Source organism: Pseudomonas sp. KH_017 (genome assembly GCF_057840285.1).
In genome coordinates, this window is the sequence record NZ_CM174509.1 from 871,346 (window position 1) to 893,395 (window position 22,050).

The window sequence follows — 22,050 nt, forward strand, 5'->3', positions numbered from 1 at the left end:
GCGTGCCCGGCATGCCTGGGTCAGGAATGCCGGGAGTTTTCTTATTACTTCACCTGGGTGGTGGCGAAGTTATTCGTGGTGAGGGGGCTAATGTGATAGCCCTCTACGTTGTTGCGCATTGCGGTAAACATTCTAGTGTGTGCCATGCTGATCCACGGCTGGTCCTGGTTGAAAATAACCTGCGCCTGCTCGTACAGGGCTGCACGCTCGGCCGGGTCGGTTTTTTCCCGGGCCTGATCGATCAGGGCCTGGAACTTGTCATTGCACCAGCGTGCGTAGTTTTCGCCGTTCTTGGCCGCTTCACAACTGAGCATAGGCGTCAGGAAGTTATCCGGGTCGCCGTTATCGCCCGCCCATCCGGCGGAAACCATATCGTGCTCGCCGTTTTTCGCGCGCTTGAGCATTTCGCCCCATTCCATCACGCGGATGTCGATCTTGATCCCGACCTTGGCCAGGTCGGCTTGCATCATCTGCGCGCCGAGCATCGGGTTAGGGTTGGTCGGACCGCCACCGTTGCGGGTGAACAGGGTGAAGGTGGTGCCTTCCGGTACGCCGGCTTCCTTGAGCAGGGCGCGAGCCTTGTCCAGATCGCGGGCCGGGTTCTTCAGGCTGTGGTTGTAGCCCAGAAGGGTGTCCGGGAACGGGTTGACCGCTGCGGTCGCATTGCCCTTGCCGAACAACGCATTGACGTACGCCTCTTTGTCGAAGGCGATGTCGATGGCTTTGCGCACCCGCACGTCACTCATGTACTTGTGCGTGGTGTTCATGGCGACGTAGGAAACGGTCATCGCGTTCAGTTCGTCGACCTTCAGGTTCGAGTCTTTCTTGATGCTCGGGATGTCATCCGGCTTCGGATACAGCGCGACCTGGCACTCGTTGGCCTTGAGCTTTTGCAGGCGCACGTTGTTGTCGGTGGCGATGGCCAGGATCAGCGCCTCGGCTGGCGGCTTGCCACGGAAGTAGTCCGGATTGGCCTTGAAGCGAACCTGGGCGTCCTTGTTGTAGCGCTGGAAGACGAACGGGCCGGTGCCGACTGGCTTGTTGTTGAGGTCGCCGGCCTTGTTGGCCTTGAGCAACTGGTCGGCGTACTCGGCAGAGTAGATCGACGAGAAGGCCATGGCGATGTCGGCCAGGAACGGCGCTTCGCGACGGGTCAGGGTGAACTTGACCGTGTTGTCGTCGACTTTCTCGACGCTCTTGAGCAGTTCCTTGAAACCCATGCTTTCAAAGTACGGGAAGCCCACGCTCGACAGTTTGTGCCACGGATGATTCGGGTCCAGCTGACGCTGGAAGCTCCAGACCACGTCGTCGGCATTCATGTCGCGGGTCGGCTTGAAGTAGTCGGTGGTGTGGAACTTGACGCCTTTACGCAGATGGAACGTGTAGCTCAGGCCGTCTTCGCTGATGTCCCAGGAGTCGGCCAGTGCCGGAATCACGTCGGTGGTACCGGGCTTGAAGTCTGCCAGGCGATTGAAGATGGTTTCGGCCACGGCATCGGCGGTGACTGCAGTCGTGTACTGGACCATGTCGAAGCCTTCGGGGCTGGCTTCCGTGCAAACCACCAGGGGTTTGGCCGAAACGCCGACAGCGACACTGAGCAACGCGGCCGCGATGGCCGCACGTAGGGGAAGCATTTTCATCAAGAACCCTCTGCAATCAGTTAAAAGACAAAAACCGAACGGCCGACTCGTCATTGAATCAGCCGTTCGGCACGTGCATTACAGGATGTTGAACGGAACCGTGGTCACGAGACGGAACTCGTTGATGCTGCCGTCAGCCTGGTTTTCGCTGGCACGGTGAGCGGTGTAGGTGCCGCGGATCGTGGTGGCCTTGAGCGGGCCGCTCTGCACGGCGTAGGTCGCGCCGATGCCGTATTCATAGTGGTGTTCGCCATCCTGGGACTGGATGCCGTCGTAACCCTTGCCTGCCACGCCGCCGTTGCCGGTGTAGTGAGTACCGTCGATGCCCCAGCCGCGAGCCTGGTAGATGTTGAACTTCAGGCCTGGCACGCCGTATTCGGCCATGTTCAGACCGTAGGCAACCTGGAACGATTTTTCGTTCGGGCCGTTGAAGTCCGACAGCAGGGAGTTGGCCAGGTAGATGCCGTTGGTTTCGTGCAGGTAGTCGAAGTACTCGTTACCGTTCACTTCCTGGTACGAGAAGGTCAGGGTATGGGCCTGGTGGGTCAGGCCGAACGACAGCGAGTAGGTGTCGTTGTCGATATCGCCGATCAGGGCTTTACCGGTTTCCTTGGTTTTGTAGTAGTTCAGGCCGGTGGTCAGGCTCAGTACCTGGCTGTCGCCCAGTACATGAGAGGCGCCTAAGTAGTACTGGTTCCAGATGTCTTCAGCCTGGGTCGCCCAGAGGCTGGTGGTCAGGCTGGCGAACGGGTTGTAAGTGATGCCGCCGGTGTAGACGTGGTCGGTTTCGACGATGCCGTTGGCGTATTCGGTGCGGAATTTGCGCTGGCTTTCTTCGGTACGCGGTGAGTTGCGGTCGAAGGTGGCCAGGTCGAAGGCCAGGTTGTTCAGCTCTTCGCTGTGGAGGGCCACACCCTGGAAGCTCGAAGGCAGTGCGCGGTTACCGATCACGTCGACCATCGGGCTGCTGAAGTTCATGCGGCCGGCGGTCAGGGTGCTGTTGGAGACACGGGCCTTGACGTTGGCCAGGCCCAGTTTGCTCCACTGGCCTTGAGCGTCGCCGCCCTCTTTGGTCAGGGTACGGTTGTTGCCCGCGCCTGGACGAGTGCCCGGTGCGCCACCGTTGTTGGATGCCAGGTCTTTGCGGTCCCGGTCCAGGGCAACGGCGTTGTAGGCGGCGATTTCAGTGCTGAAACCGACAGTGCCTTCGGTGAAGCCCGAGTTGTACTTGAGGATGGTGCCCTGGACCCAGTTGATCCGGCGATCGGTCGGGGTCGAAACGCCGTCCTTCTTGTAGGCGAACTTGGCGCCGCGATGCAGTTGCTCGTTGGCGTACCAGTTACGCGTGGTGCCGGTGATCGACTGGCCTTCGACAAAGCCGGTGGCTTCGCTTTGGGCGCTTTTCTCGTTCACGGTAACCGGGGTGAAAGCCTGGCTTTGGGTTTCTGCGTAAGCCGTGGCGGTTACGCTGCTTATGGCCAAGGCCAATAACGCGGTGCTGCTCAGTTTCATGGGTAAAGCTCCTTACTTTCTTTTTTTTATGCCGGTCTTTTTTTGTGATCCGGCTATTGGTTTAGAACTCATTCACGGCATCGCAAACGTTTGCTGTAAGCCAAATTGGCAAAAGACGGCAAAGCGTCTGCGTGAGGGCGGAAAATCCGCCCCCCGGCATTTCTGGCTAATCGGTTATTTTTCTATGCTGACACCCGAGAAAACGTTGCGACCGAACGGGCTCACCTTGAACCCTTCGATTTTGGCGCTCAGCGGCTGGTTGACCGTCGAGTGGGCGACTGGCGTGATCGGCACTTGCTGCTTGAGGTACTGCTGCGCCTGTTTGTAGAGCAGAGTGCGCTGGTCGCGGTCGGTGACGACCTTGGCCTGCTTGATCAGCTTGTCGTAAGCCGGATCACACCACATCGAGTAGTTGTTGCCGCCAATGGCATCGCAGCTGTAGAGGGTGCCCAGCCAGTTGTCCGGGTCCCCGTTGTCACCGGTCCAGCCAATCAGGCTGATGTCGTGTTCGCCATTCTTGGTGCGCTTGATGTACTCGCCCCACTCATAGCTGACGATCTTGACCTTGAGGCCGATCTTCGCCCAGTCAGCCTGGAGCATCTCGGCCATCAACTTGGCGTTGGGGTTGTACGGACGCTGGACCGGCATGGCCCAGAGGGTGATTTCGGTGCCTTCCTTGACGCCGGCAGCCTTGAGCAATTCCCTGGCTTTTTCCGGGTTGTAGGCGGCGTCCTTGATCGTGTCGTCGTAGGACCATTGGGTCGGCGGCATGGCGTTGACCGCCAGTTGCCCCGCACCCTGGTAGACGGCATTGAGAATGCCTTGCTTGTTCACCGCCATGTCCAGCGCCTGACGCACTTCGAGCTGGTCGAAGGGTTTGTGGCGCACGTTGTAGGCGATGTAGCCGAGGTTGAAGCCAGGCTTCTCGATCAGTTGCAGGGCCGGGTCGTTCTTCAGCGCGGTCACATCGGCAGGGCGCGGGTGCAGGGTGATCTGGCACTCGCCGGCCTTGAGTTTCTGCACGCGTACCGAGGCGTCGGTATTGATGGCGAAAATCAGGTTGTCGAGCTTGACCCGGCTCGGGTCCCAGTAATGCTGGTTGCCGGTGTAACGGATGTTCGAGTCTTTCTGGTAGCTCTTGAACACGAACGGCCCGGTGCCGATCGGCTTCTGGTTGATGTCGCTCGGCTTGCCCTCGGCCAGCAGCTGGTCGGCGTATTCGGCCGAAAGGATGGCGGCGAAGCTCATGGCGATGTTCTGGATGAACGCGGCGTCCACGCTGTTGAGCGTAAAGACCACGGTCAGCGGCCCGGTCTTTTCGACCTTGGCGATGTTCTTGTTCAGGCTCATGCCGTTGAAGTACGGAAACTCTGTCGGATAAGCCTTACGGAAAGGTTGTTGCGGATCGAGCATGCGATTGAAGGTGAACAGCACGTCATCGGCGCTGAAATCGCGGGTCGGCGTGAAGTACTTGGTGGTATGAAACTTCACCCCTTCGCGCAGGTGAAAGGTGTATTTGAGGCCGTCTTCGGAAATATCCCAGCTCGTGGCCAAGCCCGGTACGACGTTGGTCGCGCCTTTTTCAAACTCGGCCAACCGGTTGTACAGCGGCTCAGCGGCGTCGTTGTCGGTCGCAGTGGTGTACTGCGCCGTGTCGAAACCGGCGGGGCTGCCTTCGGAGCAGAACACCAGGCTGTTGTTGGCGGCCTGGCTGATGGAAGTGGCGGCCAACAGGCCGGTGCCCAGCAATGCGGATAAAACCAGGGTATGGCGCATAACGCTTCCTTTTCTCTCAAAGTGTTGTCAATGAGCCGCCGTCCCGTGCGCGGACGTAGAGGCATCACTGATTTCAAGCCATGCACACAGCAGTAACCGATGACCCACGCATGCACTGGTCGGATCCCGACGGTATGAGCCACGGGTCCGGCAGTAAATGCGTAGAGTCCTAAAGACTCGTAGGAAATGGCGACGCGTCCTCCCCCGATGCTGTAGTCAGCTGCGGATTTGGATGTAGGCGAATTCCTGCTTTCTCGGTAGATAAAGCAACGGCGACGTCAGAAACGTCGCCGTTGCAAAACCTTATTTGCTGACGCTGACGCCGTAGAAGGAGTTCAAGCCAAATGGGCTGATCTTGAAGTCCTGCACGTTGGCGCGCATGGGTTGGAACACCGTCGAGTGAGCGATAGGTGTCATAGGCACAGCATCTTTGAGGACGTGTTGCGCTTGTTTGTAGAGCTCGGTGCGCTTGCCTTGGTCTGAAGTGCGCTTGGCTTGCTTGACGATGTCGTCAAACTTCTTGTCGCACCATTTGGAGAAGTTGTTGCCTTCCAGCGAGTCGCAGCCGAACAGCACGTTCAGCCAGTTGTCCGGATCACCATTGTCACCGCTCCAGCCAATCAGCATCGCCTGGTTCTCGCCACCTTTGGAGCGCTTGATGTACTCGCCCCACTCGTAGCTCTGGATCTTGACCTTGAGGCCGATCTTGGACCAGTCGGACTGCAGCATTTCTGCCATCAGCTTGGCGTTCGGGTTGTATGGACGCTGTACCGGCATCGCCCACAGAACGATCTCGGTGCCATCCTTGACGCCGGCTTCCTTGAGCAGCTCCTTGGCTTTCTCAGGGTTGTACGGCGCATCCTTGATGGTGGTGTCGTAGGACCACTGGGTCGGCGGCATGGCGTTGACGGCCAGTTGGCCGGCGCCCTGGTACACGGAGTCGATGATCTGTTGCTTGTTGACCGCCATGTCCATTGCCTGGCGTACCTTCAGGTCAGCCAGCGGGTTCGCATCGGTTTGACCCTTGACCTTGGGCATCACGTTGTAGGCGATGTAGCCCAGGTTGAAACCGGCCTGGTCAGGCAGTTTCAGGTCCTTGTCTTCCTTCAGCGCCTTCAGGTCAGCCGGACGAGGGAACAGGGTGACCTGGCACTCGTTCTTCTTCAGCTTCTGGATACGTACCGACGGGTCGGTGGTGATGGCGAAGATCAGGTTGTCGATCTTCACGTCGTCAGGCTTCCAGTAGTCCTTGTTCCCGGTGTAGCGGATGTTGGAATCTTTCTGGTAGCTCTTGAATACGAACGGGCCGGTGCCGATCGGCTTCTGGTTGATGTCGGCGGTCTTGCCATCCTTGAGCAGCTGGGCAGCGTACTCGGCGGACTGGATCGAGGCGAAGCTCATGGCCATGTTCTGGATGAACGCGGCATCAACGTCTTTGAGGGTGAACTTGACCGTGTGGTCGTCGACTTTATCGATCTTGGTGATGTTGGTATCCATCCCCATGTCGGTGAAGTACGGGAATTCGGTCGGGTACGCTTTGCGGAACGGGTCATCCTTGTTAATCATGCGATTAAAGGTGAACAGCACGTCGTCGGCGTTGAACTCACGAGTTGGCTTGAAATACGGGGTGGTGTGGAACTTGACGCCTTCACGCAGGTGAAAGGTGTAGCTCAGGCCGTCATCGGAGATGTCCCACTTGGTCGCCAAACCAGGAATAACGGCGGTGCCGCCGCGCTCGAACTGGGTGAGGCGGTTGAACATGGTTTCTGCAGAGGCGTCGAAGTCGGTTCCGGTGGTGTATTGACCTGGATCGAAACCGGCCGGGCTCCCTTCGGAGCAGAACACCAGGTTAGTCGCTGCTTGGGCGAACGGTGCGCTGGCTAACAAGCTTGCGCCAACTAAGAACGGAATGACCGCGTGTTTAAGCATGGTGGCCTCATGATTTGTTGTCATTTTTGGAATTAGAGGACGACCTCGTGAGTCGTGCCTGCGGATACTTATGCAGGGGCCATACCCAATGCAAGATCCAGAGTGACTACAAGCCTTAAACGGTGGTACGAACGTACCTTAATGTCGCATTTGTATAAAACCTGACGCATATGACCGTTTGCGCGGCATATTTACGGTGTAAACGACGCACTTTTAGGGTGCGCTCCTGACTCGGGTTGCTCCCGCGTGGGGCGGGGGTGTTACTTATTCATACCCCGGATTGTGGGGTGGGCATGGCGTGAATAAGAGTGGTTATTGTTGCACTGATAGTGGCCAATCGACGGCTTTTCTCGGGTGGACCCATCCAGTTATAGCTCATGCCTGAAAACTGCCAAAAAAAACGGCGATCATTTTTATGATCGCCGTTCTTGTTTACGGGCTATCGATTCAAGGCATCAGCACTTCAATCGAGCCATCGGCGGTCATGCTGACCTGGCTGGTGCCGGCCTCGACATCCGGCGTCACCGGTGCGCTGTCCATGGCGGCGGCTTTCATCATCATTGGCGCGCGCAGGTAAGGCTGTGGATAACCGTTGCTGTTGAGGTTCAGGTTGACGATCTTGTAGCTCTTGCCGCCCAGAGCATCAGTCGCAAGCTGGGCGCGGGCCTTGAAGGCGGTCACGGCGTCCTTGAGCAAGGCGTCTTCGCTGGCCTTGCGGGTCGGGGTGGCGATGGCGAAGTCCATGCCACCCATTTTCAGGTCGGTGAGCAGTTCGCCGGTCAGTTTCGACAGTGCGGCGAAGTCCGGGCTTTCCAGGCGCAATTCGGCGCGCTCGCGCCAGCCGGTGATTTTCTGTCCCTTGGTGTCGTAGATCGGGTAGCTGTTGCGGCTGCCCTGGCGCAGGGTGATGTCCTTGACTTGCTTGGCCTTGGCCAGCGCCTTGTTCATGGTGGTGCTGACGTCGGCGGCGAGTTTGGCCGGGTCGGTGTTCTGTTCTTCGGTGTAGAGGGTCACGATCATCAGGTCGCGGGCCACTTCCTGACTGACTTCGGCGCGCAGGGAAATCTGGTTGTAATGAAGCTCGTCGGCGGCCAGGGCCGGGAGGCTGGCGACGGTGCCAACGCTCAGGGCGAGGAGGGCGGCGCTGCGGCGGAATGTGTGCATGAAGGCTCCTTGAAAGGTGCGCAGGGGTATGGTCCGGGCCTGCGTGAAACCATCAGACTCTAGCTTTTATGCTCCGGTTCGCACAGTTACAACTTCTATACAGATGCATCCCTGTAGGAGCGAGCTTGCTCGCGAAAAAACCGAAAGCGCCACAGGGTATCAGGACTCCCTCGTAATCGTTGACGACCATCGCGAGCAAGCTCGCTCCTACAGGCATGTGGCCGTTTGCCGCACTTTTGCCTGTCAGCCCCCGCGCTTGGTTATACTCCCGGCGATCCGCCTGGAGCGCTCATCAGGAGAGCTCATGCTCGCCCCCGTTCAAATCACTTCCGCCACTCGCCAGAACCTCTGGCGGCTGACGTTCATCCGCACGTTGGTGCTGGCCGCCCAGGCCGGTTCCGTTGGCCTGGCCTACTGGTTCGAATTGCTGCCACTGCCCTGGTTTCAACTGGCGGCGACACTCGCCTGTTCAATGCTGCTGTGCGTGTTCACGGCGATTCGCCTGCGCACCTCGTGGCCGGTGACCGAGCTTGAATACGCCGTGCAACTGGCCTGCGACCTGTTTATCCACAGCGCATTGCTGTACTTCTCCGGTGGCTCGACCAACCCCTTCGTGTCCTATTACCTGGTGCCGCTGACCATTGCCGCGGTGACGTTGCCATGGCGTTATTCGGTGATCCTGTCGGGTATCGCGCTGACGATGTACACGCTGTTGCTGGCGCAGTTCTACCCGCTGCAAACCTTCCCGATCGCTCGGGAAAACCTGCAGGTGTATGGGATGTGGTTGAGCTTCGCCCTTGCCGCCGCAGTGATCACCTTCTTCGCCGCGCGCATGGCAGAAGAACTGCGTCGCCAGGAAGAGCTGCGCGCCATCCGTCGCGAAGAAGGCCTGCGCGATCAGCAACTGCTGGCCGTGGCCACCCAGGCCGCCGGCGCGGCCCATGAGCTGGGCACGCCGCTGGCGACCATGAGTGTGCTTCTCAAGGAAATGCGTCAGGATCATCATGACCCGATGTTGCAGGACGACCTGAGCGTGCTGCAGGATCAGGTCAAGCTGTGCAAGCAAACCTTGCAGCAACTGGTGCGCGCCGCCGAGGCCAATCGCCGGTTGGCGGTGGAAATGCAGGACGTTACCGATTGGCTCGATGAAGCCCTCAATCGCTGGCACCTGATGCGCCCGGAAGCCAGTTATCGCTTCCAGCGCCTCGGCCAGGGCCCGGTCCCCCGCATGGCGCCGCCGCCAGACCTGACCCAGGCTTTGCTGAATCTGTTGAACAACGCTGCCGATGCCTGCCCCGAAGGGCTGCAAGTGACGCTGGACTGGGACTGGGAAAACCTCACCATCAGCATTCGTGACCATGGCGCCGGTGTGCCGCTGGCCATCGCCGAGCAAATCGGCAAACCGTTTTTTACCACCAAGGGCAAAGGTTTCGGCCTGGGCCTGTTTTTGAGCAAGGCCAGCGTGACACGCGCCGGCGGCTCAGTGAAACTCTACAGTCATGAGGAAGGTGGCACGCTCACCGAGCTGCGCCTGCCCCGTGTCGCCCGAGGAGACGAACATGAGTGAAGAGATCCAAGTCGAAGGCGAAGAACTGCCGCATTTGTTGCTGGTCGATGACGACGCCACATTCACCCGCGTCATGGCCCGCGCCATGGCTCGCCGCGGTTTTCGCGTCAGCACTGCCGGTTCCGCCGAGGAAGGCCTGGAGCTGGCCAAGGCCGATCTGCCGGATTACGCCGCCCTGGACCTGAAGATGGACGGCGATTCCGGCCTGGTGCTGCTGCCCAAGTTGCTGGAAATGGACCCGGAAATGCGCGTGGTGATCCTCACCGGTTATTCGAGCATTGCCACCGCCGTGGAGGCGATCAAGCGCGGTGCCTGCAACTACCTGTGCAAACCGGCGGACGCCGACGACGTGCTGGCGGCGCTGCTGTCCGAGCACGCCGACCTCGACAGCCTGGTGCCAGAAAACCCGATGTCCGTGGACCGCCTGCAGTGGGAGCACATCCAGCGCGTGCTGACCGAGCACGAAGGCAACATCTCCGCCACGGCCCGTGCCCTGGGCATGCACCGCCGCACCCTGCAGCGCAAACTGCAGAAGCGTCCCGTTCGTCGCTGAACATGCGCTGAACGAATGCGGGCCGTATCTCGCGACAAACCGGACCGATCATCTATGATCGGTTCGTGTGTGTGTTTTTCTCTATCGAGCCTTATCCATGAATCAGAACGCTGAGTATTCCGCGGTCAACGACGCCGTGCGCGGGCAGTTTTTTCGCAAAGTGTGGGCGATGATCACGCCTTACTGGCGTAGTGAAGAGAAGGTCAAGGCCTGGACACTGTTGATCGCGGTGATTGCGCTGTCGCTGATCAGCGTGGGGATCTCGGTGTGGTTCAACACCTGGTACAAGGACTTCTACAACGCCCTGCAAAAGAAGGACGAGGCCGCATTCTGGCAACTGATCCTGTACTTCTGCGCGATTGCGGCGGTGGCGATTATCGGCGCGGTGTATCGGCTGTACCTGACGCAGATGCTGACGATCCGCTGGCGGGCGTGGCTTACTGAAAAGCACTTTGCACGCTGGCTCGCCGACAAGAATTACTACCAGCTGGAGCAGGGCGGTTACACCGATAACCCGGACCAGCGGATTTCCGAAGACCTCAACAACTTCACCTCCAACACCCTTGAACTGGGTATCGGACTGCTGCGCAATATCGTCAGCCTGGTGTCGTTCTCGATCATTCTGTGGGGCGTGTCGGGCAGCATTGAAGTATTCGGCATCACCATTCCCGGCTACATGTTCTGGTGCGTGCTGGTTTACGCGGTGGTCGGCAGCTGGTTGACGCATTTGATCGGTCGTCGCCTGATCGGCCTGAACAACCAGCAACAACGCTTCGAAGCCGACCTGCGTTTCTCCATGGTGCGAATTCGCGAGAATGCCGAAAGCATCGCGCTGTACAACGGCGAACCGAACGAAAACCGTCGGTTGAGCAGCCGCTTCGGGATGGTCTGGCATAACTTCTGGGACATCATGAAGGTGTCCAAGCGCCTGACGTTCTTCACCGCCGGTTACAGCCAGGCTGCCATCATCTTCCCCTTCATGGTTGCCGCGCCGCGTTACCTTTCCGGCAAGATCGAACTGGGCGAACTGATGCAAATCAGCTCGGCGTTCGGCAATGTGCAGGAAAGTTTCAGCTGGTTTATCAGTGCCTACCAGAGCCTCGCTTCCTGGCGCGCCACCTGTGATCGTCTGTTGAGCTTCCACCAGGCCATGCGTGACAACGAAGAGCGTGCGCCGGCCATCGACGTACAGAATTCGGGCTCGGTGTTGAAGGTGCACAACCTCGGCCTCGACCTGGCTGAAGGTCGTCACCTGCTGACCAACGCCGACATGACCGTGAAGGAGGGCGAGCGTGTGATGCTCAGCGGTCGTTCCGGCAGCGGCAAATCGACCCTGCTGCGGGCGATGGGGCATCTGTGGCCGACCGGCCACGGCAGTATTCGCCTGCCATCGGCGCGCTACCTGTTCCTGCCGCAAAAACCGTATTTGCCGATTGGCACCCTGCGTGATGTCCTGAGTTATCCACAGCCAGGCGATACCTATCCGAACGAGCGCTACGCGCAGGTGCTGGAAACCTGCCGCTTGCCGCACCTGATTGCCCGTCTCGACGAAGCCAACCACTGGCAGCGCATGTTGTCGCCAGGTGAGCAGCAGCGCCTGGCCTTTGCCCGTGCGCTGCTTTATGCACCGCAATGGCTGTACATGGACGAAGCGACCTCGGCAATGGACGAAGAGGACGAGGCCACGCTGTATCAGGCGCTGATCGATGAGTTGCCGGGGCTGAGCATTGTCAGCGTCGGCCATCGCAGCAGCCTGAAGCGTTTCCATCCGCGGCACATTCGTATCGAGAATGGCCATTTGGTGGACCAGGCCGTGACTGCATAACCACCACAAATCCCAATGTGGGAGCGGGCTTGCTCGCGAAAGCGGTCTGACATTCGATATTGATGGTGTCTGACACATCGCCTTCGCGAGCAAGCCCGCTCCCACAGGGGGCAGTGCTCATCTTGACGGTGATCGTACAACTGCGTTGCGTTATGATGCGCTTTCAGCAGCCGCATTTTTCGAGACAGATGTTCACCATGGAAAACCCGAACGACGCACCACGCCTCCCACGCAAGCGCCGCAGCCTCGCTCAGGAACTGGTGACGGTGCTGTCCGAGCAGATCCGCGACGGTCATCTCAAGCGTGGCGACAAATTGCCCACCGAGTCGGCCATCATGGATGCCCATGGTGTCAGCCGCACGGTGGTGCGCGAAGCGATTTCCCGTTTGCAGGCGGCAGGGCAAGTGGAAACCCGCCACGGTATCGGCACCTTCGTGCTCGACACGCCGAGCCCGAGCGGTTTCCGTATCGACCCGGCGACCGTGGTGACCTTGCGAGATGTGCTGGCGATCCTGGAACTGCGCATCAGCCTGGAAGTGGAGTCCGCCGGGCTGGCGGCGCAACGTCGCAGTGCGGAACAACTGGCCAACATGCGCGCCGCCCTTGATGCCTTGAATGAAAGTGCTGCTCACGCCTGTGACGCCGTGGCTTCGGACTTCGCCTTCCACCTCGAAATCGCGCTGTCCACCGGCAACCGCTATTTCACCGACATCATGACCCACCTGGGCACCAGCATCATTCCGCGCACACGGCTGAACTCCGCGCGCCTGGCCCATGACGACCAGCAGCACTACATGAGTCGCCTGAGCCGTGAGCATGAGGAAATCTACGACGCCATTGCCCGTCAGGATTCCGATGCGGCGCGGGCCGCCATGCGTTTGCACCTGACCAACAGCCGTGAGCGGTTGCGTCATGCCCATGAAGAGGCTGAGGCGCAGCGGGGCTGAGTGTTCTGATTCCAATCCTGTATTGGCTGACAGATTGCCTTCGCGAGCAAGCCCGCTCCCACATTTGATCTGCGTCGTTCACAAATAGTGAGTTCGCAGAAATTCAAATGTGGGAGCGGGCTTGCTCGCGAAGAGGCCGTAAGCCATCCCACAAAACCTTCAGTCAGCCTCTCTTTTACTTATCCCTTGCTTCAATCTTCCGACAACGTATCTCTTGAGCGCCTGTTTTTCGAGGTGTGATCATTCCTGTTCTCCTCCGTATAAACCCTCTAGAACCCGGACTCGACGTATTTCTTGTCGAACAATTTTTCCTCGCAGCGATGAAATGCAGTTGACGGTTGTATTTTAAGTTGTACGATGACCTACAACTTCAGCGCGGGCTGAACGGTTTTTCACACAACGTCGCAATTCAGGGTGTTCGAATAATGAATCCACAAGAACTGAAGTCCATCCTCTCTTCCGGTCTGCTGTCTTTCCCGGTTACCGATTTCAATGCGCAGGGCGACTTCAACCGCGCTGGCTATATCAAGCGTCTGGAATGGCTGGCCCCATACGGCGCCTCGGCGCTGTTCGCCGCAGGCGGCACCGGTGAGTTCTTCTCTCTGGCGGCCAGCGAATATTCGGAAATCATCAAGACTGCGGTCGATACCTGCGCTACCAGCGTGCCAATCCTGGCCGGTGTCGGTGGTTCGACCCGCCAGGCCATCGAATACGCACAGGAAGCCGAGCGTCTGGGCGCCAAGGGCCTGTTGCTGCTGCCGCACTACCTGACCGAAGCCAGCCAGGACGGCGTTGCCGCCCACGTTGAGGCCGTGTGCAAGTCGGTCAACATCGGCGTGGTGGTCTACAACCGTAACGTCTGCCGCCTGACCGCGCCGCTGCTGGAACGTCTGGCCGAGCGCTGCCCGAACCTGATCGGCTACAAGGATGGCCTGGGTGATATCGAGTTGATGGTGTCGATCCGTCGCCGCCTCGGTGATCGCTTCAGCTACCTGGGTGGCTTGCCGACCGCCGAAGTCTACGCCGCGGCCTACAAGGCGCTGGGCGTACCGGTCTACTCCTCGGCGGTGTTCAACTTCATCCCGAAAACCGCGATGGATTTCTACCACGCGATCGCTCGTGACGATCACGCCACCGTCGGCAAGATCATCGACGACTTCTTCCTGCCGTACCTGGACATCCGTAACCGCAAGGCCGGCTATGCCGTGAGCATCGTCAAGGCCGGGGCAAAAATTGCCGGCTACGACGCAGGTCCTGTGCGTGCACCGCTGACCGATCTGACCGGCGAAGAGTACGAAATGCTCGCCGCGCTGATCGACAAGCAGGGTGCGCAGTAACACATCCGATTAAGTAAGGCCGCTGAGCAATCAGCGGCCTTTTGCGTGAGGAGATCTCAAAGTGGCAGATGCAAATCGTTTCGATAACTACATCAACGGCGAGTGGGTTGCCGGTGGCGACTATTCGACCAACATCAACCCGTCCGAACTGAGCGACGCCATCGGCGACTACGCCAAGGCTGACCTGGCTCAGGTCCGTGCCGCCATCGACGCCGCCCGTGCCGCGTTCCCGGCCTGGTCCACTTCCGGCATTCAGGCGCGTCACGATTCCCTGGACAAAGTCGGTACTGAAATCCTCGCCCGTCGCGAAGAGCTCGGCACTCTGCTGGCCCGGGAGGAGGGCAAGACCCTGCCTGAAGCCATCGGCGAAGTGACCCGCGCCGGTAATATCTTCAAGTTCTTCGCCGGCGAGTGCCTGCGCCTGTCCGGCGACTACCTGCCGTCGGTGCGTCCGGGCGTCAACGTTGAAGTCACTCGCGAAGCCCTGGGCGTGGTCGGTCTGATCACCCCGTGGAACTTCCCGATTGCCATCCCGGCATGGAAAATCGCCCCGGCCCTGGCCTACGGCAACTGCGTCGTGCTGAAACCCGCGGACCTGGTTCCAGGTTGCGCCTGGGCCCTGGCTGAAATCATCTCCCGCGCAGGCTTTCCTGCCGGGGTGTTCAACCTGGTGATGGGCAGCGGTCGCGTGGTGGGCGATGCGCTGGTCCACAGCCCGAAAGTCGACGGCATCAGCTTCACCGGTTCCGTGGGCGTGGGTCGTCAGATCGCCGTCAGCTGCGTATCGCGCCAGGCCAAGGTCCAGCTGGAAATGGGCGGCAAGAACCCGCAGATCATTCTCGACGACGCCGACCTCAAGCAAGCGGTCGAGTTGTCGGTACAGAGTGCGTTCTACTCCACTGGCCAGCGTTGCACCGCTTCCAGTCGCTTTATCGTCACCGCTGGCATCCACGACCAGTTCGTCGAAGCCATGGCCCAGCGCATGAGATCGATCAAGGTTGGTCACGCGCTGAAGGCCGGCACCGACATCGGTCCGGTGGTTTCCCAGGCTCAGCTTGAACAGGACATGAAGTACATCGACATCGGCCAGTCCGAAGGTGCGCGTCTGGTCAGCGGCGGTGGTCTGGTGACGTGTGACACCGAGGGCTACTTCCTCGCGCCAACCCTGTTTGCCGACAGCGAAGCTTCGATGCGCATCAGCCAGGAAGAGATCTTCGGCCCGGTGGCCAACATTGTGCGCGTCGCCGACTACGAAGCTGCGCTGGCCATGGCCAACGACACCGAGTTCGGGCTGTCGGCGGGTATCGCTACCACGTCCTTGAAGTACGCCAACCACTTCAAGCGCCACTCCCAGGCCGGGATGGTGATGGTCAACCTGCCGACCGCCGGTGTGGATTACCACGTTCCGTTCGGTGGGCGTAAAGGTTCATCCTATGGATCACGTGAGCAAGGTCGCTATGCGCAAGAGTTCTACACGGTCGTGAAAACCAGCTACATCGGTTCGTAAGGCAACACCCCTGTTGTAGGAGCGAGCTTGCTCGCGATGGTCGTGAGGTCGCGGCGGTAAACCTGATGCCCCGCGTCATCGTTGACCACCATCGCGAGCAGAGCTCGCCCCTACAGGGGAAACAAAGATTCACCCGCGCATAAAAATAATCAGTGGGAGTACATCTACATGCAATCGACCCAGAAGCCGACTCACGTCCGCTATTTGATCCTGCTCATGCTTTTCCTCGTGACCACGATCAATTACGCCGACCGGGCTACCATCGCAATCGCCGGCTCCAGCCTGCAGAAAGACCTCGGCATCGACGCCGTTACCCTTGGCTACATCTTCTCCGCATTCGGTTGGGCGTACGTGGCCGGGCAAATTCCCGGTGGCTGGCTGCTGGACCGTTTCGGTTCGAAAAAAATCTACGCACTGAGCATCTTCACCTGGTCGCTGTTCACCGTGCTGCAGGGTTATGTCGGCGAGTTCGGCATGTCCACCGCCGTGGTCGCGCTGTTCATGCTGCGCTTTTTGGTGGGCCTGGCCGAGGCGCCATCCTTCCCGGGTAACGCACGTATCGTGGCGGCCTGGTTCCCGACCGCTGAACGCGGCACCGCCTCGGCGATCTTCAACTCGGCGCAGTACTTTGCCACTGTGTTGTTCGCACCGCTGATGGGCTGGATCGTCTACAGCTTCGGCTGGCAGCACGTGTTCATCGTCATGGGCGTGATCGGCATCATCTTCTCCGGGATCTGGCTGAAAGTGATCTACAGCCCGCGCCAGCACCCGATGATCAACGAGGCCGAGTTCAAGCACATCGCGGACAACGGCGGCATGGTCGACATGGACCAGGACAAGGGCAAAAAGACCGACGGTCCGAAATGGGACTACATCCGCCAGCTGCTGACCAATCGCATGATGCTCGGCGTGTATCTGGGCCAGTACTGCATCAACGGCATCACCTACTTCTTCCTGACCTGGTTCCCGGTGTACCTGGTGCAGGAACGCGGCATGACCATCCTCAAGGCCGGTTTCATCGCCTCCTTGCCGGCGATCTGCGGTTTCATCGGTGGTGTGCTCGGCGGGGTGATTTCCGATTACCTGTTGCGCAAAGGCCACTCCCTGACCTTCGCCCGCAAGGCGCCGATCATTGCCGGCCTGCTGGTTTCCAGCAGCATCGTGGCGTGCAACTACGTCGACGTTGAATGGATGGTCGTCGGCTTCATGGCCCTGGCGTTCTTCGGTAAAGGCGTGGGCGCGTTAGGTTGGGCGGTGGTATCCGACACCTCGCCGAAGCAGATCGCCGGTCTGAGCGGTGGCCTGTTCAACACCTTCGGTAACATTGCATCCATCACCACGCCGATCGTGATCGGCTACATCATCAGCTCCACCGGTTCGTTCAAATGGGCGCTGGTGTTCGTCGGTTGCAACGCGCTGGTCGCGGTGTTCAGCTACCTGGTGATCGTGGGCCCGATCAAGCGTGTGGTGCTCAAAGAGCCACCAGCGAACGGTACTGAAGCCCCTGGCAAATTGTCTCAAGCGCATTCCTGAGGAGCGGCGTCATGCAGTTGATTGAACATTCCGACTCGCCGCGCTACATCCGCCTTCACGAGCGGGACAACGTGGTGATCGTGGTCAACGATCAGGGTGTACCGGCCGGCACCGAGTTTGCGGACGGCCTGGTTACCGTGGACTTCGTGCCACAGAGCCACAAGGTCACCCTGGAGGATATTCCAGAGGGTGGCCAAGTGATTCGTTACGGCCAGGTCATTGGCTATGCCTTGCAGCCGATCCCCCGTGGCAGTTGGGTCAAGGAAGATCAACTGCGCATGCCGACCGCGCCACCGCTGGACAGCCTGCCGCTGTCCACCGATGTGCCGGCCGCGCAAGCACCGCTGGAAGGTTTCACCTTCGAGGGTTATCGCAACGCCGACGGCACCGTTGGCACGCGCAACATTCTTGGCATCACCACCACCGTGCAGTGCGTGACCGGGGTGCTGGATCATGCGGTCAAGCGCATCAAGGATGAGTTGCTGCCCAAGTACCCGCACGTCGATGACGTGGTGGCGCTGACCCACAGCTACGGCTGTGGCGTGGCGATCACCGCCACCGACGCGTACATCCCGATCCGCACCGTGCGCAACCTGGCACGCAACCCGAACCTGGGTGGCGAAGCCTTGGTGATCAGCCTGGGTTGCGAGAAATTGCAGGCCGGGCAGGTGATGCACGACAACGACAGCTCGGTGGATCTCAGCGAGCCTTGGTTGTACCGCTTGCAGGACTCCAGTCACGGTTTCACCGAGATGATCGAGCAGATCATGGAACTGGCCGAGACGCGCTTGAAGAAGCTCGATCAGCGTCGCCGGGAAACCGTGCCGGCGTCCGAGCTGATCCTGGGCATGCAATGCGGCGGCAGTGATGCGTTCTCCGGCATCACCGCCAACCCGGCGCTCGGTTATGCCTCTGACCTGCTGCTGCGGGCCGGTGCGACGGTGATGTTTTCTGAAGTCACCGAAGTGCGCGATGCCATTTACCTGCTGACCTCCCGCGCGGAAAACCAGGATGTCGCCCAGGAACTGGTGCGGGAAATGGACTGGTACGACCGCTACCTGGCCAAGGGCGAGGCGGATCGCAGTGCCAACACCACGCCGGGCAACAAGAAGGGCGGATTATCGAACATTGTCGAGAAATCCCTGGGATCGATCGTCAAGTCCGGTAGCAGCGCGATCAATGGCGTGCTTGGCCCTGGCGAGCGTTTCAAGCGCAAAGGCCTGATCTTCTGCGCGACCCCGGCCAGCGACTTTGTCTGCGGGACCTTGCAGTTGGCGGCGGGGATGAACCTGCACGTGTTCACCACCGGTCGCGGCACGCCTTACGGGCTGGCCATGGCGCCGGTCGTCAAGGTCTCGACCCGGACCGAACTGGCGCAACGCTGGCCGGACCTGATCGACATCGACGCCGGGCGCATTGCCACCGGCCGCGCCTCGATCGAGGAACTTGGCTGGGAGCTGTTCCACTACTACCTGGACGTGGCCAGCGGCAAGAAACAGACCTGGGCCGAGCAGCACAAGCTGCATAACGACATCACCCTGTTCAACCCGGCGCCGATCACTTAAGACCGAGTCGCCTGCTTCGCGAGCAAGCCCGCTCCCACACTGGATTGTCGTCGCGCACAAATTTTGTGTTCGACACTGATCAAATGTGGGAGCGGGCTTGCTCGCGAAGGCGATCTAGCAGGCGCCGAAGTGTCCAGTGGCTTATCATTAGCCCCCTAACGACGCCCACCCCAAGGTCCTCCCGGCATGCTGGCAATTTTCCTCGAAACCCTGAACATCACCGCGCCGGTGTTTGCCATGCTGTTTCTGGGGGTGTTGCTCAAGCGCATCGACTGGATCAACGACAACTTCATCCACACGGCGTCGGCCCTGGTGTTCAACGTCACCATGCCGGCGTTGCTGTTTCTGGGTATCCTGCATGCCGACCTGCACGCGGCGTTGCAGCCGGCGCTGCTGATCTATTTCTCCCTCGCGACCCTGGTGTGTTTTGCCATCGCCTGGGGCTGGGCGATCTGGAAGTGTCCGCGGGAAGATCGTGGGATCTACACCCAGGGGGCCTTTCGCGGTAACAACGGGGTCATCGGCCTGGCGCTGGCGGCAAGCATGTACGGCGACTACGGGATTTCCCTCGGGGCGATCCTCGCGGCGCTGGTGATCCTGTTCTACAACACCCTCTCGACCATCGTGCTGGCGGTGTACAGCCCGGTGATCAAGTCCGATCCGTGGAGCATCTGCAAAAGCGTGTTCAGCAATCCGCTGATCATCAGCGTGATCGCGGCTGCGCCATTTGCCTATTTCAAGATCGGCTTGCCGGGCTGGCTGGAGACCTCCGGCCAGTACCTGGCGCAAACCACCTTGCCGCTGGCGCTGATCTGCATCGGCGGCACGCTGTCGCTGGCCGCACTGCGCAAAAGCGGCAACATGGCGCTGAGTTCAAGCCTGGTGAAGATGATCGGCTTGCCGGTGCTGGCGACGCTGGGGGCGTGGTTGTGGGGTTTTCGCGGTGCAGAGTTGGGGATTCTGTTTCTGTACTTCGGTAGCCCGACTGCCGCCGCCAGTTTCGTCATGGCCCGGGCGGCGGACGGCAATCACGAGTTGGCGGCGGCGATCATCGTGATCACCACGCTGATGGCGGCGGTCACCACCAATATCGGGATCTTCTTTTTGCAGTGGGGTGGGTGGATCTAGCCTGACTCAAGCAGTGTTCTTTAGAACCATTCGCGAGCAAGCCCGCTCCCACAGGGGATTGCGTTCCAAATGTGGGAGCGGGCTTGCTCGCGAAGACGGCGGAACTGTCACAGCCCCTTTCGGATAATTACTCCGGCTTCTGGTAACTATCAATCACTTCCTGCGCCGCCCGAAACGCATCAATCGCCGCCGGCACACCGGCATACACCGCACAATGCAGCAACGCCTCGCGAATCTCATCCACAGTGCAGCCGTTGTTCAGCGCACCGCGCACGTGACCTTTCAATTCCTGCGGGCACTTGAGTGCAGTCAGGGCGGCGAGGGTGATCAGGCTGCGGGTCTTCAGCGGCAGGCCTTCGCGATTCCACACACCGCCCCAGGCGTGTTCGTTGACGAAATCCTGCAGCGGCTGGGTGAATTCGGTGGCATTGCCCAGTGCGCGGTCGACGAAGGCGTCGCCCATCACTTGGCGGCGGACTTCAACGCCGGGTTTTTTATTCTCGGTCATGGGACTTCCTTCTTATGGTGTTGGCGACGCCAGGCGCGTAGCGACGTGAACAGCAAAAACGCCACCAGCGCCGGCAGGACGAAAAACAGCATCAAGTGTTCCAGCTTGCCGGCCAGTGGCATGCCGGTGGTGAAGGACACCACGTGCAGCCCATACGCCAGGTACAAACCCAGAAACAGCAAGCCTTCGGCGCGGGTCACCCGGTAGCCGGTGTAGAACAGCGGCAGGCACAGTACCGCGACGCCGAGCATCACCGGCAGGTCGAAATCCAGGGCGTTGGGCGATACCGACAGCGGCGACGGTGCCACCAGCGCGGTAAAACCGAGCACACCCAGGAGGTTGAACAGGTTGCTGCCAATCACGTTGCCCACGGCAATATCGCGCTCGCCGCGTATGGCTGCGATCAACGAAGTGGCCAGCTCAGGCAGTGAGGTGCTGACGGCGACGATGGTCAGGCCGATAATCCGTTCCGACAACCCAAGATCGGTGGCAACCACAACGGCTGCACCCAGCAACAAGTGCCCGGCGTACACCAGCATTGCCAACCCGGCGACGATCATCAGCAGACTGCTCAGCCATGGCGCCTCGCCGTGGTGGTCATGGCTCGATACCGGCCGACCCGAATGCCGTGACTGGCGCAGCAACAAGCCCAGGTAAACGGCCAGCGCCATCAGTAGCATCACACCGTCGGCGCGGGTCAGCTCTTCATTCCAGGCGAGTACGAACACCAGCAGGCTGGCGCCGATCATCAACGGAATATCCAGGCGCACCAATTGCCGGGAAACCCGCAAAGGAATGATCAGCGCGGACAACCCGAGGGTGACGAGGATGTTGAAAATGCTGCTGCCGATCACACTGCCGACGGCGATGTCGGCATTGTGCGCCAGGGTCGCTTGCAGGCTGACTGCCATCTGCGGTGCGCTGCTGCCGAGGGCGACAATGGTCAGGCCGATGATCAGCGGTCGTATGTGCAACCGCGCGGCGATGCGTACGGCGGCGCGCACCATCAATTCGGCGCCGACAATCAGCAGGAGCAATCCGCTGAGCAATTCGATCACACTGATCAGGGGTAAATCGGCTAGTCCGAAAATGGTCGGGGCTCCATCGGTCAGTCGTCGAGGGCTTGCACGCGAACCTTCGCAGTGCCGCTGCGCAGCATGCCCAGGCGCTCGGCGGCTTCCCGGGACAGGTCGATCAGGCGGCCACGGGTGTGTGGCCCGCGATCATTGATGCGTACCACGCAGGATTTGTCGTTATTCAGATTGGTGACCTTCACCCGTGTACCAAAGGGTAGCTGGCGATGGGCGGCGGTCATGGAATTCATGTTGAAACGCTCGCCGTTGGCGGTGCGTTTGCCTTGGTGTTTGGCGCCGTAGTACGAAGCCACGCCGGTTTTGTCGTAGCCATGCGGATCGACGGTGTCGGTGCTGGCGCAACCGGCCAGGAGCGAGAGGAGGGCGCAGGCGCTGAACAGACGCTTCATTTGGGCGTTCCAAAAAACAAATGTGGGAGCGGGCTTGCTCGCGAATGCATTCTGACAGTCAACATTGAATTGAGTG

At 59.9% G+C, this 22,050-nt stretch carries 17 protein-coding genes; 9 read left to right on the plus strand and 8 right to left on the minus strand.

All coding sequences use genetic code 11. The features are described from left to right. Positions 1–44: 44 nt before the first annotated feature. The 5 genes from AC3IT6_RS03875 to AC3IT6_RS03895 form a co-directional block, all read right to left on the minus strand. On the minus strand, positions 45–1,640 hold the full coding sequence (locus AC3IT6_RS03875) for an ABC transporter substrate-binding protein (RefSeq protein WP_489354345.1): 1,596 nt from the start codon (positions 1,638–1,640) through the stop codon (positions 45–47). A 78-nt stretch (positions 1,641–1,718) separates the two neighbouring features. Next, positions 1,719–3,152 (minus strand): OprD family porin, encoded by a 1,434-nt coding sequence (locus AC3IT6_RS03880; protein WP_489354347.1) that lies wholly within the window; start codon positions 3,150–3,152, stop codon positions 1,719–1,721. Between the two features lie 174 nt (positions 3,153–3,326). After that, positions 3,327–4,928 carry an ABC transporter substrate-binding protein gene (locus AC3IT6_RS03885; protein WP_489354348.1) on the minus strand — a complete coding sequence of 534 codons (1,602 nt, stop codon included), beginning with the start codon at positions 4,926–4,928 and terminating at the stop codon, positions 3,327–3,329. 303 nt (positions 4,929–5,231) lie between these two features. After that, on the minus strand, positions 5,232–6,857 hold the full coding sequence (locus AC3IT6_RS03890) for an ABC transporter substrate-binding protein (protein ID WP_458370674.1): 1,626 nt from the start codon (positions 6,855–6,857) through the stop codon (positions 5,232–5,234). A gap of 447 nt (positions 6,858–7,304) precedes the next feature. Continuing rightward, entirely contained in the window at positions 7,305–8,021 is a 717-nt protein-coding gene (locus AC3IT6_RS03895) for an SIMPL domain-containing protein (RefSeq protein ID WP_223501408.1), read from the minus strand. Between the two features lie 304 nt (positions 8,022–8,325). On the opposite strand from AC3IT6_RS03895, the gene AC3IT6_RS03900 reads away from it, so the two are divergent. The 9 genes from AC3IT6_RS03900 to AC3IT6_RS03940 all read left to right on the plus strand — a co-directional run bounded on the left by AC3IT6_RS03900 (position 8,326) and on the right by AC3IT6_RS03940 (position 19,983). Next, positions 8,326–9,588: an ATP-binding protein gene (locus tag AC3IT6_RS03900; protein WP_489354349.1), complete on the plus strand. Its 1,263-nt coding sequence runs from the start codon at positions 8,326–8,328 to the stop codon at positions 9,586–9,588. Further along, on the plus strand, positions 9,581–10,141 hold the full coding sequence (locus AC3IT6_RS03905; protein WP_007973041.1) for a response regulator transcription factor: 561 nt from the start codon (positions 9,581–9,583) through the stop codon (positions 10,139–10,141). Before AC3IT6_RS03900 ends, AC3IT6_RS03905 begins: the two co-directional genes overlap by 8 nt. A gap of 97 nt (positions 10,142–10,238) precedes the next feature. Beyond that, the gene (locus tag AC3IT6_RS03910; protein WP_489354350.1) at positions 10,239–11,966 is read left to right on the plus strand and encodes an ABC transporter ATP-binding protein/permease; all 1,728 of its coding nucleotides are present in this window, start codon (positions 10,239–10,241) and stop codon (positions 11,964–11,966) included. A gap of 197 nt (positions 11,967–12,163) precedes the next feature. Next, on the plus strand, positions 12,164–12,913 hold the full coding sequence (locus tag AC3IT6_RS03915; protein WP_489354351.1) for a FadR/GntR family transcriptional regulator: 750 nt from the start codon (positions 12,164–12,166) through the stop codon (positions 12,911–12,913). Positions 12,914–13,338: 425 nt separating this feature from the next. Then, positions 13,339–14,250, plus strand: a complete 912-nt coding sequence (gene kdgD, locus AC3IT6_RS03920; protein ID WP_489354352.1) for a 5-dehydro-4-deoxyglucarate dehydratase — start codon at positions 13,339–13,341, stop codon at positions 14,248–14,250. A gap of 61 nt (positions 14,251–14,311) precedes the next feature. Next, on the plus strand, positions 14,312–15,757 hold the full coding sequence (locus AC3IT6_RS03925) for an aldehyde dehydrogenase family protein (RefSeq protein ID WP_489354353.1): 1,446 nt from the start codon (positions 14,312–14,314) through the stop codon (positions 15,755–15,757). Between the two features lie 168 nt (positions 15,758–15,925). After that, positions 15,926–17,290: an MFS transporter gene (locus AC3IT6_RS03930; protein WP_489354355.1), complete on the plus strand. Its 1,365-nt coding sequence runs from the start codon at positions 15,926–15,928 to the stop codon at positions 17,288–17,290. An 11-nt stretch (positions 17,291–17,301) separates the two neighbouring features. Then, a complete protein-coding gene (gene garD / locus AC3IT6_RS03935; RefSeq protein WP_223448107.1) occupies positions 17,302–18,855 on the plus strand; it encodes a galactarate dehydratase in 1,554 nt (517 codons plus the stop codon). A 186-nt stretch (positions 18,856–19,041) separates the two neighbouring features. Next, entirely contained in the window at positions 19,042–19,983 is a 942-nt protein-coding gene (locus tag AC3IT6_RS03940) for an AEC family transporter (protein ID WP_150727448.1), read from the plus strand. Between the two features lie 127 nt (positions 19,984–20,110). Here AC3IT6_RS03940 and AC3IT6_RS03945 read toward each other — a convergent pair whose 3' ends face one another. From AC3IT6_RS03945 to AC3IT6_RS03955, 3 genes are read right to left on the minus strand one after another with little or no spacing between them, the layout of a single operon-like run. Next, positions 20,111–20,491 (minus strand): carboxymuconolactone decarboxylase family protein, encoded by a 381-nt coding sequence (locus AC3IT6_RS03945; RefSeq protein ID WP_046040018.1) that lies wholly within the window; start codon positions 20,489–20,491, stop codon positions 20,111–20,113. Then, the gene (locus AC3IT6_RS03950) at positions 20,488–21,549 is read right to left on the minus strand and encodes a calcium/sodium antiporter (RefSeq protein WP_489354356.1); all 1,062 of its coding nucleotides are present in this window, start codon (positions 21,547–21,549) and stop codon (positions 20,488–20,490) included. Before AC3IT6_RS03950 ends, AC3IT6_RS03945 begins: the two co-directional genes overlap by 4 nt. Before the next feature lie 50 nt (positions 21,550–21,599). Beyond that, on the minus strand, positions 21,600–21,974 hold the full coding sequence (locus tag AC3IT6_RS03955) for a septal ring lytic transglycosylase RlpA family protein (RefSeq protein WP_489354357.1): 375 nt from the start codon (positions 21,972–21,974) through the stop codon (positions 21,600–21,602). Between the last annotated feature and the right edge of the window lie 76 nt (positions 21,975–22,050).

What these genes read in the sequence shown, in the direction of transcription:
- AC3IT6_RS03875 (WP_489354345.1), bottom strand. Translation starts at nt 1,640, where the DNA reads ATGAAAATGCTTCCCCTACGTGCGGCCATCGCGGCCGCGTTGCTCAGT.
- AC3IT6_RS03880 (WP_489354347.1), bottom strand. Translation starts at nt 3,152, where the DNA reads ATGAAACTGAGCAGCACCGCGTTATTGGCCTTGGCCATAAGCAGCGTA.
- AC3IT6_RS03885 (WP_489354348.1), bottom strand. Translation starts at nt 4,928, where the DNA reads ATGCGCCATACCCTGGTTTTATCCGCATTGCTGGGCACCGGCCTGTTG.
- AC3IT6_RS03890 (WP_458370674.1), bottom strand. Translation starts at nt 6,857, where the DNA reads ATGCTTAAACACGCGGTCATTCCGTTCTTAGTTGGCGCAAGCTTGTTA.
- AC3IT6_RS03895 (WP_223501408.1), bottom strand. Translation starts at nt 8,021, where the DNA reads ATGCACACATTCCGCCGCAGCGCCGCCCTCCTCGCCCTGAGCGTTGGC.
- AC3IT6_RS03900 (WP_489354349.1), top strand. Translation starts at nt 8,326, where the DNA reads ATGCTCGCCCCCGTTCAAATCACTTCCGCCACTCGCCAGAACCTCTGG.
- AC3IT6_RS03905 (WP_007973041.1), top strand. Translation starts at nt 9,581, where the DNA reads ATGAGTGAAGAGATCCAAGTCGAAGGCGAAGAACTGCCGCATTTGTTG.
- AC3IT6_RS03910 (WP_489354350.1), top strand. Translation starts at nt 10,239, where the DNA reads ATGAATCAGAACGCTGAGTATTCCGCGGTCAACGACGCCGTGCGCGGG.
- AC3IT6_RS03915 (WP_489354351.1), top strand. Translation starts at nt 12,164, where the DNA reads ATGGAAAACCCGAACGACGCACCACGCCTCCCACGCAAGCGCCGCAGC.
- kdgD (WP_489354352.1), top strand. Translation starts at nt 13,339, where the DNA reads ATGAATCCACAAGAACTGAAGTCCATCCTCTCTTCCGGTCTGCTGTCT.
- AC3IT6_RS03930 (WP_489354355.1), top strand. Translation starts at nt 15,926, where the DNA reads ATGCAATCGACCCAGAAGCCGACTCACGTCCGCTATTTGATCCTGCTC.
- garD (WP_223448107.1), top strand. Translation starts at nt 17,302, where the DNA reads ATGCAGTTGATTGAACATTCCGACTCGCCGCGCTACATCCGCCTTCAC.
- AC3IT6_RS03940 (WP_150727448.1), top strand. Translation starts at nt 19,042, where the DNA reads ATGCTGGCAATTTTCCTCGAAACCCTGAACATCACCGCGCCGGTGTTT.
- AC3IT6_RS03945 (WP_046040018.1), bottom strand. Translation starts at nt 20,491, where the DNA reads ATGACCGAGAATAAAAAACCCGGCGTTGAAGTCCGCCGCCAAGTGATG.
- AC3IT6_RS03955 (WP_489354357.1), bottom strand. Translation starts at nt 21,974, where the DNA reads ATGAAGCGTCTGTTCAGCGCCTGCGCCCTCCTCTCGCTCCTGGCCGGT.